The 13,523-nt window shown below is 47.6% G+C and carries 13 protein-coding genes; 10 read left to right on the top strand and 3 right to left on the bottom strand.

Annotated features, from left to right (window positions below; all coding sequences use genetic code 11):
* The first annotated feature begins 80 nt into the window (after positions 1-80).
* The gene (locus PGY33_RS10495; RefSeq protein ID WP_270478524.1) at positions 81-1,493 is read left to right on the top strand and encodes a relaxase/mobilization nuclease domain-containing protein; all 1,413 of its coding nucleotides are present in this window, start codon (positions 81-83) and stop codon (positions 1,491-1,493) included.
* A gap of 222 nt (positions 1,494-1,715) precedes the next feature.
* Here the strand turns inward: PGY33_RS10495 and PGY33_RS10490 are convergent, their stop codons facing one another.
* Together PGY33_RS10490 and PGY33_RS10485 are read right to left on the bottom strand one after the other, a co-directional pair.
* Positions 1,716-2,072 (bottom strand): helix-turn-helix domain-containing protein, encoded by a 357-nt coding sequence (locus PGY33_RS10490; RefSeq protein WP_005337966.1) that lies wholly within the window; start codon positions 2,070-2,072, stop codon positions 1,716-1,718.
* Positions 2,073-2,639: 567 nt separating this feature from the next.
* The gene (locus PGY33_RS10485) at positions 2,640-3,611 is read right to left on the bottom strand and encodes a helix-turn-helix transcriptional regulator (protein WP_008395299.1); all 972 of its coding nucleotides are present in this window, start codon (positions 3,609-3,611) and stop codon (positions 2,640-2,642) included.
* A gap of 180 nt (positions 3,612-3,791) precedes the next feature.
* Between PGY33_RS10485 and PGY33_RS10480 the strand changes: the two genes are divergently transcribed.
* Genes PGY33_RS10480 through PGY33_RS10455 form a run of 6 tightly spaced genes read left to right on the top strand, consistent with a single transcriptional unit; the run spans position 3,792 to position 10,442 of the window.
* Entirely contained in the window at positions 3,792-4,400 is a 609-nt protein-coding gene (locus PGY33_RS10480; protein ID WP_008395298.1) for an MptD family putative ECF transporter S component, read from the top strand.
* Positions 4,397-5,122 carry an energy-coupling factor transporter transmembrane component T gene (locus PGY33_RS10475; protein ID WP_117485010.1) on the top strand — a complete coding sequence of 242 codons (726 nt, stop codon included), beginning with the start codon at positions 4,397-4,399 and terminating at the stop codon, positions 5,120-5,122. Before PGY33_RS10480 ends, PGY33_RS10475 begins: the two co-directional genes overlap by 4 nt.
* Positions 5,119-6,591 (top strand): ABC transporter ATP-binding protein, encoded by a 1,473-nt coding sequence (locus PGY33_RS10470; protein ID WP_117485012.1) that lies wholly within the window; start codon positions 5,119-5,121, stop codon positions 6,589-6,591. Before PGY33_RS10475 ends, PGY33_RS10470 begins: the two co-directional genes overlap by 4 nt.
* Positions 6,592-6,595: 4 nt before the next feature.
* Complete coding sequence (locus PGY33_RS10465; protein ID WP_270478520.1) at positions 6,596-8,365, top strand: ABC transporter ATP-binding protein; 1,770 nt, start codon at positions 6,596-6,598, stop codon at positions 8,363-8,365.
* Positions 8,352-10,061 (top strand): ABC transporter ATP-binding protein, encoded by a 1,710-nt coding sequence (locus PGY33_RS10460; protein ID WP_270478517.1) that lies wholly within the window; start codon positions 8,352-8,354, stop codon positions 10,059-10,061. The genes PGY33_RS10465 and PGY33_RS10460 overlap by 14 nt, the downstream gene beginning before the upstream one ends.
* A gap of 12 nt (positions 10,062-10,073) precedes the next feature.
* On the top strand, positions 10,074-10,442 hold the full coding sequence (locus PGY33_RS10455) for a metal-dependent transcriptional regulator (RefSeq protein ID WP_118505599.1): 369 nt from the start codon (positions 10,074-10,076) through the stop codon (positions 10,440-10,442).
* Between the two features lie 106 nt (positions 10,443-10,548).
* Here PGY33_RS10455 and PGY33_RS10450 read toward each other — a convergent pair whose 3' ends face one another.
* Positions 10,549-10,710, bottom strand: coding sequence for a hypothetical protein (locus PGY33_RS10450; protein ID WP_015529866.1), 162 nt, complete (start codon positions 10,708-10,710; stop codon positions 10,549-10,551).
* A 218-nt stretch (positions 10,711-10,928) separates the two neighbouring features.
* Here PGY33_RS10450 and PGY33_RS10440 point away from each other — a divergent pair, with 218 nt between their 5' ends.
* The 3 genes from PGY33_RS10440 to PGY33_RS10430 all read left to right on the top strand — a co-directional run bounded on the left by PGY33_RS10440 (position 10,929) and on the right by PGY33_RS10430 (position 13,414).
* Positions 10,929-11,342 (top strand): sigma-70 family RNA polymerase sigma factor, encoded by a 414-nt coding sequence (locus PGY33_RS10440; protein ID WP_118375117.1) that lies wholly within the window; start codon positions 10,929-10,931, stop codon positions 11,340-11,342.
* Positions 11,343-11,878: 536 nt separating this feature from the next.
* Entirely contained in the window at positions 11,879-12,109 is a 231-nt protein-coding gene (locus PGY33_RS10435; RefSeq protein WP_008728422.1) for a helix-turn-helix domain-containing protein, read from the top strand.
* Positions 12,110-12,193: 84 nt separating this feature from the next.
* Positions 12,194-13,414, top strand: a complete 1,221-nt coding sequence (locus tag PGY33_RS10430; protein WP_118505601.1) for a tyrosine-type recombinase/integrase — start codon at positions 12,194-12,196, stop codon at positions 13,412-13,414.
* The last annotated feature ends 109 nt before the right edge of the window (positions 13,415-13,523 follow it).

The following is a 13,523-nucleotide window of genomic DNA, read 5'->3' as shown; positions in this document are numbered from 1 at the left end:
ATATTATACCCATAAGGAGAGTTTATTTCAACGATAGGCACAAAGAGTTCAGAGAAAATATTTTGAGAGGAGGGCTTTTTATGGCAACTACAAGAATCATGCCACTTCATGTCGGCAAAGGCCGCACAGAGAGTCGGGCGATCAGTGACATCATCGACTATGTAGCAAATCCACAGAAAACAGATAATGGAAGGCTCATCGCAGGATTTGCGTGTGACAGCAGAACGGTTGATGCGGAGTTTCTTTTAGCAAAAAGGCAGTATATCGTTGCTACCGGACGAGTGCGCGGTGCGGATGATGTGATTGCCTATCATGTGCGCCAGTCCTTCCGCCCCGGCGAGATTACTCCGGAAGAAGCTAACCGGCTGGGTGTGGAATTTGCCAAGCGATTTACTAAAGGCAACCATGCCTTTGTGGTCTGCACTCACATAGACAAGTCGCACATTCATAATCACATTATCTGGTCATCGGTCAGCTTAGAATATGACCGGAAATTCCGAAACTTTTGGGGCAGTACCAAGGCGGTTCGCAGGTTAAGTGATACCATCTGCATTGAAAACGGACTGTCCATTGTAGAGAATCCGAACCCTCATGGAAAGAGCTATAACAAATGGATGGGAGATCAGGCAAAGCCCTCTCACCGAGAGCTGCTTCGTGTGGCGATTGACAACGCATTATCACAAAGTCCTGCTAATTTTGAGGAGCTGCTGAAGCTGCTGCAAGAGTCCGGCTGTGAGGTATCAAAGCGCGGAAAATCGTATCGACTGAAGCTCTCTGGTTGGGAGAAAGCCGCCCGCATGGACAGTCTGGGCGAAGGATATGGATTGGAAGATTTGCGGGCAGTTCTCTCCGGGAAGAAAGCACATACCCCGCGAAAGAAAACAGTCACACAGGCAGAGCCGCCAAAGATCAATCTGCTGGTGGACATTCAGGCAAAATTGCAGGCTGGAAAAGGCGCTGGCTATGCGCGCTGGGCCAAGGTTTTTAACCTGAAACAGATGGCGCAGACTGTAAATTTTCTTACCGAACATCAGCTGCTGGATTATGCGGAGCTGGCAGAAAAAGCGGCGGCAGCCACGGCACATCACAATGAACTTTCGGCGCAGATCAAAGCGGCTGAAAAGCGCATGGCAGAGATCGCTGTTCTGCGTACTCACATCGTAAATTATGCCAAGACCCGTGAGGTCTATGTGGCATACCGCAAGGCGGGTTACTCTAGGAAATTCCGGGAAGAACATGAGGAAGAAATTCTGCTCCACCAGGCTGCTAAGAATGCCTTTGATGAGATGGGCGTCAAGAAGCTGCCCAAGGTCAAAGAGTTGCAGACAGAGTACGCGAAATTGTTGGAAGAAAAGAAAAAGACCTATGCCGAGTATCGGCATTCCCGTGAGGAAATGCGAGAACTTTTAACGGCAAAGGCCAATGTGGATCGGGTCCTGAAAATGGAGGTAGAACAGGATGTTGAAAAAGAAAAAGACCACGGCCAGCGGTAAGCTGGTCCTGGTCAAAAGCGTTCGCAGAACGCGTAGCCACAGAATGAAATTCTGTGTTCAAAGGGGCTTGGGGGCGCTGCCCTCAACAAGCAAGCGGAGAGGAAAATCACAAAGGGATTTTCTTCTCTGCGGGTCGGTGTGTATTAACACCGGCATTGCTTGCCTCTTTTCTCCGAAAATGAAAAGAACCAGTGAGAGAATCGTTAAATTTCACTCACTGGCTCAATTCGTTTCAAATTTCTCGGATAACTCTGTCAGTTCCTTCACCGTTTCTTGGGTGTGATGCAGCAGGGTGTCACGCATTTCTGGCGGACAGCTGGAATAAAGCATTTTCATCTGATTGACACCCTCATCCTCCAGAGAAACATCTGGATTTATAAGCGTATCTAAAGAGATGTGCAGGACCTTTGCCAATGCTCTCAAAATCAAATAGGACGGGTTCATTTTCCCTTTTTCGATATTGGCAATTTGCTTTACAGAAACATGGCTTAGATCGGAAAGTTCCTGTTGTGTCAGTTCTTTATTCTTTCGGGCTTCCCGCATTTTTTGCCCTAAGGCAGTTAAATCATCAATCGGCATAATCGTTCACCTCAAATATATTTTATCGTTCCGATTTGCACAAAGGAATAACCTTATTGTGCTTGAGAACAGGACTGATTATGCCGATTCCTTTTTGATAACATGGTTGCTCCATGATTATGGCGTTTCCGGCTACTAATTGAACTATGAGGATGAATTGCAGATTTCAGCTTTGAGTTCGTTGCCAAACGAGAATGATATTGAATGCGGTAGGGAGGCTAGCAGTTTTATCCGCTCATCTATGAGCCGTTTTTTATTCTCTGTGACATAAAAATCCATCTGGATATTCCGTTTCCGGTTCGCCATGCGCTGCCTCCATTCTTCATAAGAGTTTGAGATTATCTCAACAAACATTTTTCATTTTCGGTCAAGAGATCTGAAAATACGAAAAATCGCAAGCGGGTACTCGCTTGCTGTGCTTGTTATCAAGCCTTACCTTCTATTTTTCTCTCTACTAATACTACAATTTGGAAAGGGGAAAATGGCTATATCCGTAAAGAAAAGCAGAAAAATGCCACGACTGAAACTCCGTTGTAGAGTGATCTGTCGTGGCATTACATTGTGAATTTATTTTTGCTGAGCCATTTTCCGATATTCAATCGGCAGGAGGCCTGTACTCTTGCGAAATAATTCCGCAAACCGGCTAGAAGTAGAGTAACCGATCATTTCCGCAATCTGTCCCATTGTGAAATCCGTATCGATCAGCAAATGCTCTGCCTGGCTCATGCGGCGCTGTTGAATGTACTCTGTGATCGTGCAGCCTTGCAGCTGCTTAAAAGATGTTTTCAGCTTAGTGGTTCCCATACAGGCGATTTTTGCAAGACGTTCTAATGGAATATCAAAAGCATAGTGGTCATTGAGATAAGCAATCACATTTTTCAGTTGCGCCACATCCTGCTCGGACAAACGTTTCTCTTTACGGGACAGAATTTTTTTCTGTTCTTCCACGACAAGAGATACGGCCTCGGCTACTTTCGCTTCATAGAATAATCCTGCGGCAATCCCATCCCCACGGTAGACCTTTACTTCATGGAGCAATTTAGCCATAGCTGGGAAATCTGTTGTCTGATCGATCTGCCGGAAAGCTGCAAGCGGGCTGATATAATCCCCTGGATATTGCTTTTGGAGATAATCCTCATAGTATGCCGGCATGACTTCGATACCGATGGAACGGATGGGGATTTTTTTGTGGATCAGCGCCTTGTATGGCTTATAACCGCCGATAAAGGCTTTAATACATCCGGCAGACATCCGCCGATAGGGATTTAATTCCTCCCCGGAGATAGATTCATACTGGGTAATGCTTAAGGCTTCTGGCAGGTTAAATTCCATGAAGAAATCTTCGTGAAAATAGAAATCGTGGATTTTAATGTCGTACAGGTCTTTTTTCGCATAGACCCAGTAAAGGCCTTCCCCAAATTCAGGCGATAACCGCCAGCATTGTCCGGCAGAATTGAAGCGGTTATTGCTATCTACCGGGATAAAATGGTTATCTGTTAAAAGCGGCTCATAGTAATCCGCAATAATGCTATTGTTCAAATGACGGCCTCCTTTGAAACGATTGGACGGAGCTTTGCAATGAAAGGACGAAGATGCCCGGAACATATTGCAGACCGCCCGGAAAGTTAGTATCATATAGACCGTGGTTAGCAGCAACTAATCATAATATAACAGATTTCAGGCGGTAGGTCAACCGTTCTTGAAGCAGGAGGAAAAAATATGAGTAATCAAGTAAATGCAAAGGCAGGATTGTCCGTCAAGGACTTAGTAACAACAGGGATTTTCACCGCACTTTTGTTCGTATTTATCATGGTGGGTGGCGTCTTTTTTGCTACCAACCCGATGCTGACCTTTTTCATGCCCGCCGGGAGTGCTCTGCTTGCCGGGCCGGTTTATCTGCTGATGATCGCAAAAGTACATAAGCGCTGGAGTATCACGATCATGGGCGTTATAATGGCCATCATCTGGTTTGTCACCGGTATGCACTGGGCGTTTGCGCTGGGCTATCTCATTATGGCCGTCGTAGCGGATTTTGTCGCCGGTACAAAGCAGTACAAGAGCAAAAAAATCAACAGCCTGTCCTATATCCTTTTCTCCCTGGGCGGAACAGGGTCGTACCTTGTTTTCTTCGCTGATCCCCAGGGCTGGGCACAGACCATGTTGGGAAATGGAACCGAGCAAAGCTATATCGACACCATGCAGGCGACCGCAAACGCGGGAATCTTTATCGCCATGTTTGCCGCTCTCCTTGTAACAGCTTCTATCAGTGCATTTGTGGGCTGCAAAATGCTGAAGAAGCAGTTTGAAAAAGCAGGTATTACAGCATGATGGGTAACACCGTCCAGAAAGGGCTTTGGCTTGACCCGCGGGCCAAGCTCTTTCTTATTTTAATGTGCGTACTGTGTTCCATGTTCGCACCTTCCCTTTCGTATCAGTTTGCACTTGTCCTGCTGATTGCTGTATTGGGAGTGCTTTGCGGAAAGTGGAAATATTCCATAAAAGGGGTCTGCTTTTATGCCGTGGTCTGTGTACTGACGGTCTGGATCATGGCGGCCATGACGGGGACGCTACGGACCATGTTTGTTGCGTTCCTTGGACTGTACCATAAAGTTTATGCTTGTGGGATGCTGGCAGGGATTGTCCTGTCCACAACGAAAGTCAGCGAGTTTTTATCTGCCATGAACCGCATCCATGCCCCGAAAAAATTTGTCATCACATTTGCGGTCATGCTGCGCTATATTCCAACTATCCAGGAGGACTGGCATTTTGTTAAGGACGCCATGCGGATGCGGGATGTATCGCCCTCCCTGGGCGGATTCCTTTCCCATCCGGGGATGACGGTAGAGTGTATTTATGTGCCGCTGATGATGATGGCCTCCAAAGCAGCGGACGAGCTTTCCATTGCCTCTGTTACTCGCGGGATTGAGAATCCCAATCCCCGGACCTGCCTTGTCCAGATAAAATGCGGGATTGCAGATTGGATGGCGATGTTGATTGCTGTTGCTTTCTTTATTTTTGAATTATGTATGCGGGGAGGTGTGACCGGGTGATTGAATTTGAAAATGTATCATTTTCTTATGAGGGACAGGAGCATGGTGGTCTGCATGGAATCAGCCTGAAAATTGCAGACGGGGAATGTGTCTTGTTCTGTGGCCGTAGCGGGTGTGGAAAAACAACGGTCACAAGGTTGGTAAACGGCCTGATTCCACAATTTTACCAGGGAGAACTTCAAGGGCGTGTGCTGGTGGACGGACAGGAAATCAGCAACCTGCCCATGTATCAGATCGCCGCAAAGGTGGGCTCCGTCTTTCAGAATCCCCGGACGCAGTTTTTCAATGTGGATACGGACAGTGAGATTGCGTTTGGAATTGAAAATGAAGCCAGGCCGGTAAAGGAACTGGAGGAACGGGTAGAACAGACAACAAAAGATTTGCATATTGAAAAGCTACGGAACCGCAATATTTTTGAATTGTCTGGTGGGGAGAAACAGAAAATCGCGTTTGCGTCTGTCTATGCCATGAACCCGGAAATCTATCTGCTGGACGAACCATCCTCGAATCTGGACATGGCTTCCATCCAGGAATTGAAAGAACATCTGCGGCTGATAAAAAGCCAGGGGAAAACCATTTTGATTGCGGAGCACAGACTCTATTATCTGATGGAGCTGGCAGATCGCATTGTTTATCTGGAAGATGGAGAAATAGCAAGGATTTTCACGCCGGAGGAATTTCTCCGGCTGCCCGAAACCGAACGGGAACACATGGGGCTGCGGGCGGTTGATCTGGCAAGGGTGCTCCCTCCGGCCAGTCATCCGCCTATTTCCTCTCCCACATTAGCACTCCATGATGTTACTCTGCGCTATAAAAAACGGACGATTCTACACCAGATTGCTCTTTCTGCGGCAAAGGGGGAAGTCATTGGGGTGGTCGGTCATAATGGAGCCGGAAAGACCACGTTTTCTCGCGCCCTGTGTGGGCTTCATAAAGACTGTGAAGGCGCGTTCCTTTGGGACGACCAGCCGATGGAACACAAGGCGAGGTTGAAACGCTCTTATATGGTTATGCAGGATGTGAACTATGAATTGTTTGCGGAGAGTGTGGGGGCAGAATGTTCCTTCGGAATCCGAAACCCGGATCAAGATTTAGTAGAGGAAACCATGAAGGAATTGGGGCTTACAGCCTACCGGGAACGCCATCCCAACACGCTTTCCGGTGGACAGAAGCAACGTGTGGCTGTGGCAGTCAGCATGATTTGTGGAAAAGATTTGCTGGTGTTCGATGAACCCACCAGCGGCCTGGACTTTGACAGCATGGCGCAGGTGGCAGGTCTGATAAAACGGTTATCCGAACAGGGGAAAATCATTTTTATTGTCACCCACGATTTTGAATTTGTCTGCCGTACCTGCTCCCGTGTCCTGCATTTTGATGAAGGGGAAATGCCGGATGACATCCCTGTTGTGATGGATTCCCTTCAAAAGCTCCGGGAACTGTTCTCTGTTTCAGAGAGAAAGGAGATGTGAAGTGATGAAACAGAAAAAAGAAAACAGGATTGCACTGCTGCTTCAATGGGCCGGTGAGCAAAAAATCTGGCTGCTGCTGGCAATCCTGCTGGCCATGGCAAGCGGCCTGTGTATCATTGTCCCGTATATCGGGATTTATCGCCTGATGGATGCCGCTTTCCAGCATATCTGCACAAAAGATCTTGTCGTACAGACGGTAATGATGATCTCCGTTTCTGTGGCCCTGCGCTTTGTTTTATTCGGGTGTTCCGGTGTGGCGGCCCATAAAGGTGCTTACGGTGCTTTGTTCAAGGTGCGCTGCATGGTGGCGGAACATCTGGCAAAAGTCCCCCTTGGTACATTGAATGAGCGGCGGACCGGGGATATTAAAACGGTTCTGAATGAAGATATTGAAAAGCTGGAGTTGTTTTTAGCCCATAACCTTCCAGACCTTGTGTGCTATATGGTAGGGCCGGTAGCAATTTTCATTTATTTGATGACAGTAAATATCCCATTGGCACTGGTTTCCCTGGTGCCGTTGATTTTGGCCGTTGTGGTAATGGGGGTTATGTTTCGGAATACGGACGATTTGATGGACCGGGCGAACCGATCCATTACAACGCTCAATTCCGTTATGATCGAGTATATCAGCGGTATGAAACTGATTAAAGCGTACAACATGGGGAGCAAATCGTTCCAGAAATTTTCCGGTGCGATCCAGGAAGAGAATGCCATGTGGAATGAAACCTCCCGGAGAATGGGGCCTCCTTATGCAACCTTTGTGGTTCTGATTGAATGTGGGATGCTGCTGATGGTTCCCCTGGGCGGGATGTTCTTTCTGAAAGGCTCCCTGGCGGCCAGTGCATTTTTGCTGTTCGTCTATGTCGGCTCCATGTATCTGACGGAGATCCGGCCTTTACAGGAATTGGGGACAAACTTTGCGAATGTCCTGGGCGCCATTACCAAAACGAAAGAAATATTGGACGTTCCTGTTTATGAAGGTGGAATGGACTTCCCGGAAAACCATGATATTGAGCTTAAGAATGTACGTTTTTCCTACGATGGGAAAACGGATGTCCTGCAAGGCGTCAACCTCAAGATCAGGGATGGGGAACGCATGGCACTTGTGGGACAGTCCGGCGCGGGCAAGAGTACCGTGATTGAACTGATCTCCCGGTTTTATGATGTGCAGGAGGGGGAGGTGCTGATCGGCGGGATCAACGTGAATGAACTGAACTACGATACCATCCTGAAGAATATTGCCATTGTATTTCAAAAGACATTCCTTACCCGTGACAGTGTACTGGAAAATATCCGCATGGGTTCAGACGCCAGCCTGGAGGAAGTACGGGCTGCCGCCAGGGAGGCGCAGATTGATGACTTCATCATGTCGCTGCCGGATGGTTATGACACAAAGGTAGGCAGCTTCGGCTCCCGTTTCTCCGGTGGGGAAAAACAGCGGATTGCTATTGCAAGGGCGATCTTGAAAAATGCTCCCATTCTGATTCTGGACGAAGCGACAAGCGCCTCTGACCCGGAAAATCAGATGGAAATTGATAAGGCCATTCAGAACCTCTGCAAAGGCAGGACAGTCATTGTGGTAGCGCACAGGCTGAGCGCCTTGAAAATGTGCGACCGTGTGGCGGTGGTAGAGAATCATACGATCACCAGCGTCGGTACCCATGAGGAAGTGCGGAAAGAGAACGCTTATTATCGGAAAGCATGGGAGGACTACGAAACAGCGAGGGGAATTACTTATCGACTGGAAGGAGGCGGGCAGAATGAATCCGAATAACGTATGGAAGAAGAACCGGGAGTTTTATATTGGCGTTGCCGGGACTGTCCTGGAGGGGCTGCTCTCCGGTAGCCTGTTTATGCTGCTTTATTCCGTCATGCGGTTTTTATGGGACGGTCAGTTTGATATGAACCGTGTACTGGTCCTGACAGGTGTTATTGCATTTATCTTTCTACTCCGTATTTTGATATACAGCTATGGCTATACCAAAGCACAGATCGGCGGCGCAAAAGTCAGTAAAAATATCCGCTTGTTTATGGGCGACCATCTCAAGCGTATCCCGCTTTCCCGGTTTACACAAGGGCAGACAGGCGATTATATCAACACCATTACCAGTGATGTAAATAACTATGAAAAAATTCTGACCCATAAGATCGGGGACATTGCAAAGAGCTTTGCCCTGTCGCTGATGTTGATTGTTTTTGTGATGACGATCTACTTTCCAGTCGGGCTGATCCTCCTGATTGCCGACCTGCTTTTGCTCCCCGGATTGTGGCTTTCTTTCCGGCAGGTAGCGAAGTATGGCAAAGAGAAGAACGATATTTGTGCAGAGAATGTCAGCAGCATTGTGGAGTATGTATCCGGTATCCAGACTTTCCGGGCCTATGGCGTTGGCGGTCTGAAAAACAAAACCGTGATCCATGCCATGCAGGAGTTTAGCAGGATCAGCTTTGTGTATGAAGCCAAGGTTCTCCCGATAGGTGCGGGATTTGGTATTTTGAGCTGGCTGTCCTGCCCGGTTGTGATCTGGACGGCCTATGGCCCCTGGGCAGCCGGAACTTTAGATACCGTGTCCTATCTTTTGATTTGTATGCTGCCTTTGTTCTGTGCGAAGCTGGCAAATTCCATTTTTGTAGACCTCACCAGCTATAAGAATCTGATGATCTCGAAAAATAAAATCATGGCTGTGATGAAGGAACCGGAAGAAACCGGCAGCATGGAGCCGCTACAGGCAGCCTCCCATGAGATTGTATTTGACCATGTGAACTTTTCTTATGTTCCCGGGGAACCGGTGTTAAAACAGGCTTCCTTTACTGTGCCGGATCAGAAGCTGACCGCCATTGTGGGGGATTCCGGCTCCGGCAAGTCTACCATCCTGAACCTGATTGCAAAATACTATGAAGTATCTGGCGGCACGATTTCCATAGGAGGCAGACCGATCAATCATGTAGCTGCGGAACGGGTATTAGACCAGATTTCTATGGTGGACCAGGATGTGTTCCTGTTTGATGATACAGTGCGGGAGAATATCCGCCATGCCCGTCCGGATGCTACGGACGCAGAAATTGAAGTGGCCTGCCGAGAGGCAAACTGTGACGGCTTTATCCGCAAGATGGAGAGGGGTTATGATACGCCGATTGGGGAAAATGGAAATCTCCTGTCCGGCGGCGAACGCCAGCGCCTTTCCATAGCACGTGCCATTTTGAAAAACAGCCCGATCCTGCTGCTTGACGAGGCGACGGCCTCCCTAGACATTGAGAATGAATTGGCGGTAAAGCAGGCGATTGCGAACCTACTGAAAGAGAAAAAAACCGTGGTGATGATCGCACATACCCTATCCATCGTAAAAAATGCCGATCAGATTCTGGTGGTTTCCGATGGTCGGATCACCGAAGCTGGTACACACGAAGAATTGTTAGCAAAGGATGGAAAGTACGCTGCTATGTGGAACGCAGAACAGCAGCTTTCCGCCTAAAAGGAGGCTACGATGAAGATTCATGCGTCCGGGGAGGATTATCTGGAGGCTGTGCTGATACTCCAAAAGAAGCAAGGCATGGTTCGTTCTGTTGATCTTGCCCGGCACATGGGTTTTAGCAAGCCGAGTATCAGCCATGCGGTAGGCATTTTGAAGAACGGTGGTTTTCTAACTGTGGATGAAGATGGATTCCTCCATTTGACCGCCATAGGCCATGAGGTTGCTGAGAAAATATATGAGCGTCACCGATTTTTCACGGAGCAGCTTATCGCTGCTGGCGTCGATCAGGAAACAGCGGAACAAGACGCCTGCCGGATTGAACACGCCATCAGTGATACATCTTTCCGAAAGCTGAAGGAGAAAGTACAAGGAACCGATTAGCGCACATCGGCTCCGCTCTGCATAATAAGTTATCTGCCCCGTCCGGGGAAAGAAAAAAACCGTTGACTGGGGCAGATAATTTCGTGCGCTATTTTAAGGTTTAAACTCAATCGGCGGTTTTGAAGGACAATTTCAGAGCCGCCGTTTCTTTGCGTTTACACAAACTAATGACGACTTGCAGGGACACGGTAGCCGCTTGGAGGTTAATTTGCCGTGTCTCTTTTGCTTTTTCAAAGCTCCCATGATCTACATCAATTAAAAAAAGCATTGCCCCTCCTCCGGGCAAGTATAGCATTGCATCGGCATTATCGTTCCATGTGATTCAGCATAATAATGACTGTTCTTGGTGCGCCAGTTTCCCATTGCGGGAATCTGGCGTTTTTTGTTGCCTTTTTTTCGGAGATAATCCGGCTGTATACCGGTGTCGTTCCCCACCTCCATTCGATTCACTCGTCAATCACCCGTGAATCGAAATGGAGGTACATAATGAAGAAAATTAACCTTCGGGAACTTTATCCTGATGTTTATACAACAGACTTTTTTGTAGATGTGACAGAGGAAGTAATGGAGACTATTCGAGCAGCTGAACGTGCGGAGGCTGCGTATGAGCGAAAGATGTATCGTTATAAAGCACAGTATTCTCTGGATTGCGAGAATGGCATTGAAAATGCGGTGCTGTTGAAGCCGCAGACACCGGAGATGCTTCTGGAGGAAAAACAGTTTCAGGAGCAGGTCTATGCCGCTGTGATGAAGCTGCCGGAGAAACAGGCAAAGCGAATTTATGCCCGATACTATCTGGGAATGACGGTAAATGAAATTGCCGAAGTAGAAGGTGTAGATCCAAGCCGTGTTCGAGACAGTATCCGCCGTGGCTTAAAGCAGCTCGGAAAATATTTTTGATAAAGTTTCATTTGATGCGCCTGTTTTTTGCCTTTTTTGTCAGTGTTAATAAGAAGGACAAGTTTTCCTCCTTCATCTGCACATTGACAATCGAATAGACAGCACAACAGGTACATAACCCATGTACGAGCGAATATGAAACGCCGCGAGGATGGAGCAGTCAGGGAGGTGATGAAAGCACTGCTTCGGAGCGATCTACGATTTCATAAAAGAATGGTGGCAGATTTGGCGCGATGACTACATGGGGGCTTAAAGATACTTCCTCACGGCCCGCCAAAGACTTGGGGGGAACCCTGCGGCACACGATACGAACGATGCTGCGGAGTTATGACATCCGCGCCAGCGGAGACCTATTGTGTTCCCATCGTCAGGGGGCGTGGCAAATGTGACGAAAGCTGAGAAATATAAATAGGAAGCGTTTGCCGCTTTCTGTTCAAAATCAGATACCATGCGCTGGTGGTTTCGGCTGCCAGCGTATTCATGTGATTTTGAACAAACACGATGACAAACTTGACGGATTGGAGGAAATATGCTTTATGGAAAAACTTATTACGCGAAAAGAAGCAGCAGAAATTTTGGGTATCAGCATTGCAACGCTGGACGCGGCCCGTAACAATGGCCTTATTTCTTATGTGCAATATGTGCAGAATGGCTGTGTGTACTTTACCTCGGCGGGCCTTCAGGAGTATATCGCAAAATGCACCCACAGAGCAAAGCCAGCAGAAAAGAACGCAACATATCGTAAACCTCGCAGAGCTGGAGTGTGAGCCGGTCCGTATCCTTGTCGAAATCATAATGGTCTGATAAAACATAGATACAGCGCTGGAGTATATTCTTAGGAGGTGGCGGAATTGGCAAAAAGAAAAAGAGCAATTCCACAATATGGTACAGTTACGCTTAACGGCATAGATTATTACAGAACGAGAGTTCAGAACACAGATGGAAAGCTGGTAGCTCTTTATGCGCGAACACCGGAAGAATTATATGATAAAGAGTTGGGAGCGATAGAGCAGATTGACAACGATACATTCTGCCGGAAATCCCCGACGGTTGCAGACTACTGTGAAAAATGGCTTCTGATGCAGTCGGTTCACGTGCGGGCAACTACGCTGATAGATTACACATCAAAGGTCAGACGGCACATTATAAAAGAACTGGGACAGATGCGGATGGCAGATGTGACACTGGATGATATTCAGCTTGCACTTGTCCCTGTTTCCGAAAAATCTGCTTCGGTATATAAGTCGGTGGTTATCTTATATAAATCCATTTTCCGGGCAGCAAAGGAAAGTAAGATTATTGATACCAACCCAACAATTTACCTTACAGCCAAAGGCGGAGGTGTTCCGCAAAAGGATAAAGCAGCATTGACGGATGAACAGGCTGCCAGGTTGCTGGATGCTATTCAGGGGCTTCCACCGTATGTGTTTGTGATGCTGGGGCTGTATGCAGGATTGCGACGAGAAGAAATTCTTGCCCTGAAATGGGATTCTGTATATCTGGATGTGGATTACCCTTATTTAACGGTACGGAGGGCATGGCATACAGAAAATAACAGGCCGGTCATTCTGGACGAGCTGAAAACGAAAGCTGCGGAACGAAATATTCCGTTGCCGGTTTGCCTTGCAGAGTGTCTGAAAGAGACAAAGGCTAATTCACAGTCAGAATATGTAGTGCCGAACAGAGACGGTGATCCGTTATCCTATACGCAGTTCAAGCGGCTCTGGCAGTACATTGTGACCCGAACAGTCAGGGAGCGTTCCTATTATCGCTACGAGGATGGAAAGCGTGTAAAACACACGGTTACACCAGTTCTTGGTGAAAAGGCAGCACATAACGGCAAAGTGATTTACAGTTTAGATTTTGAAGTGACGCCGCATCAGCTGCGGCACACATACATTACGAATCTGATTCATTCGTCCGTGGACCCGAAAACGGTTCAATACTTGGCGGGGCATGAGAGCAGTAAAATTACGATGGACATTTACGCAAAGGTTAAATACAACAGACCGGATGAGCTGGTAAGAACAATGGGCGGCGCATTTGCCCAGTGGGATGCAGCACAGGCATAACATTATAAAAGCAGGAAACAACGCAGGAGCGAGGCAAGGATGTCTCGCTCTTTGTTTTTCATAATCCGTATCTTTGATTAAGTTAGTGCTTTCTGATAAAAAGAAGGTG

The organism is Butyricicoccus sp. AF18-9LB, assembly GCF_027684505.1.
GTDB classification, from domain to species: Bacteria; Bacillota; Clostridia; order Oscillospirales; family Butyricicoccaceae; genus Agathobaculum; species Agathobaculum butyriciproducens.
Note: the sequence above shows the minus strand (reverse complement) of the source record. Positions and strands in the feature narration are given on the sequence as shown.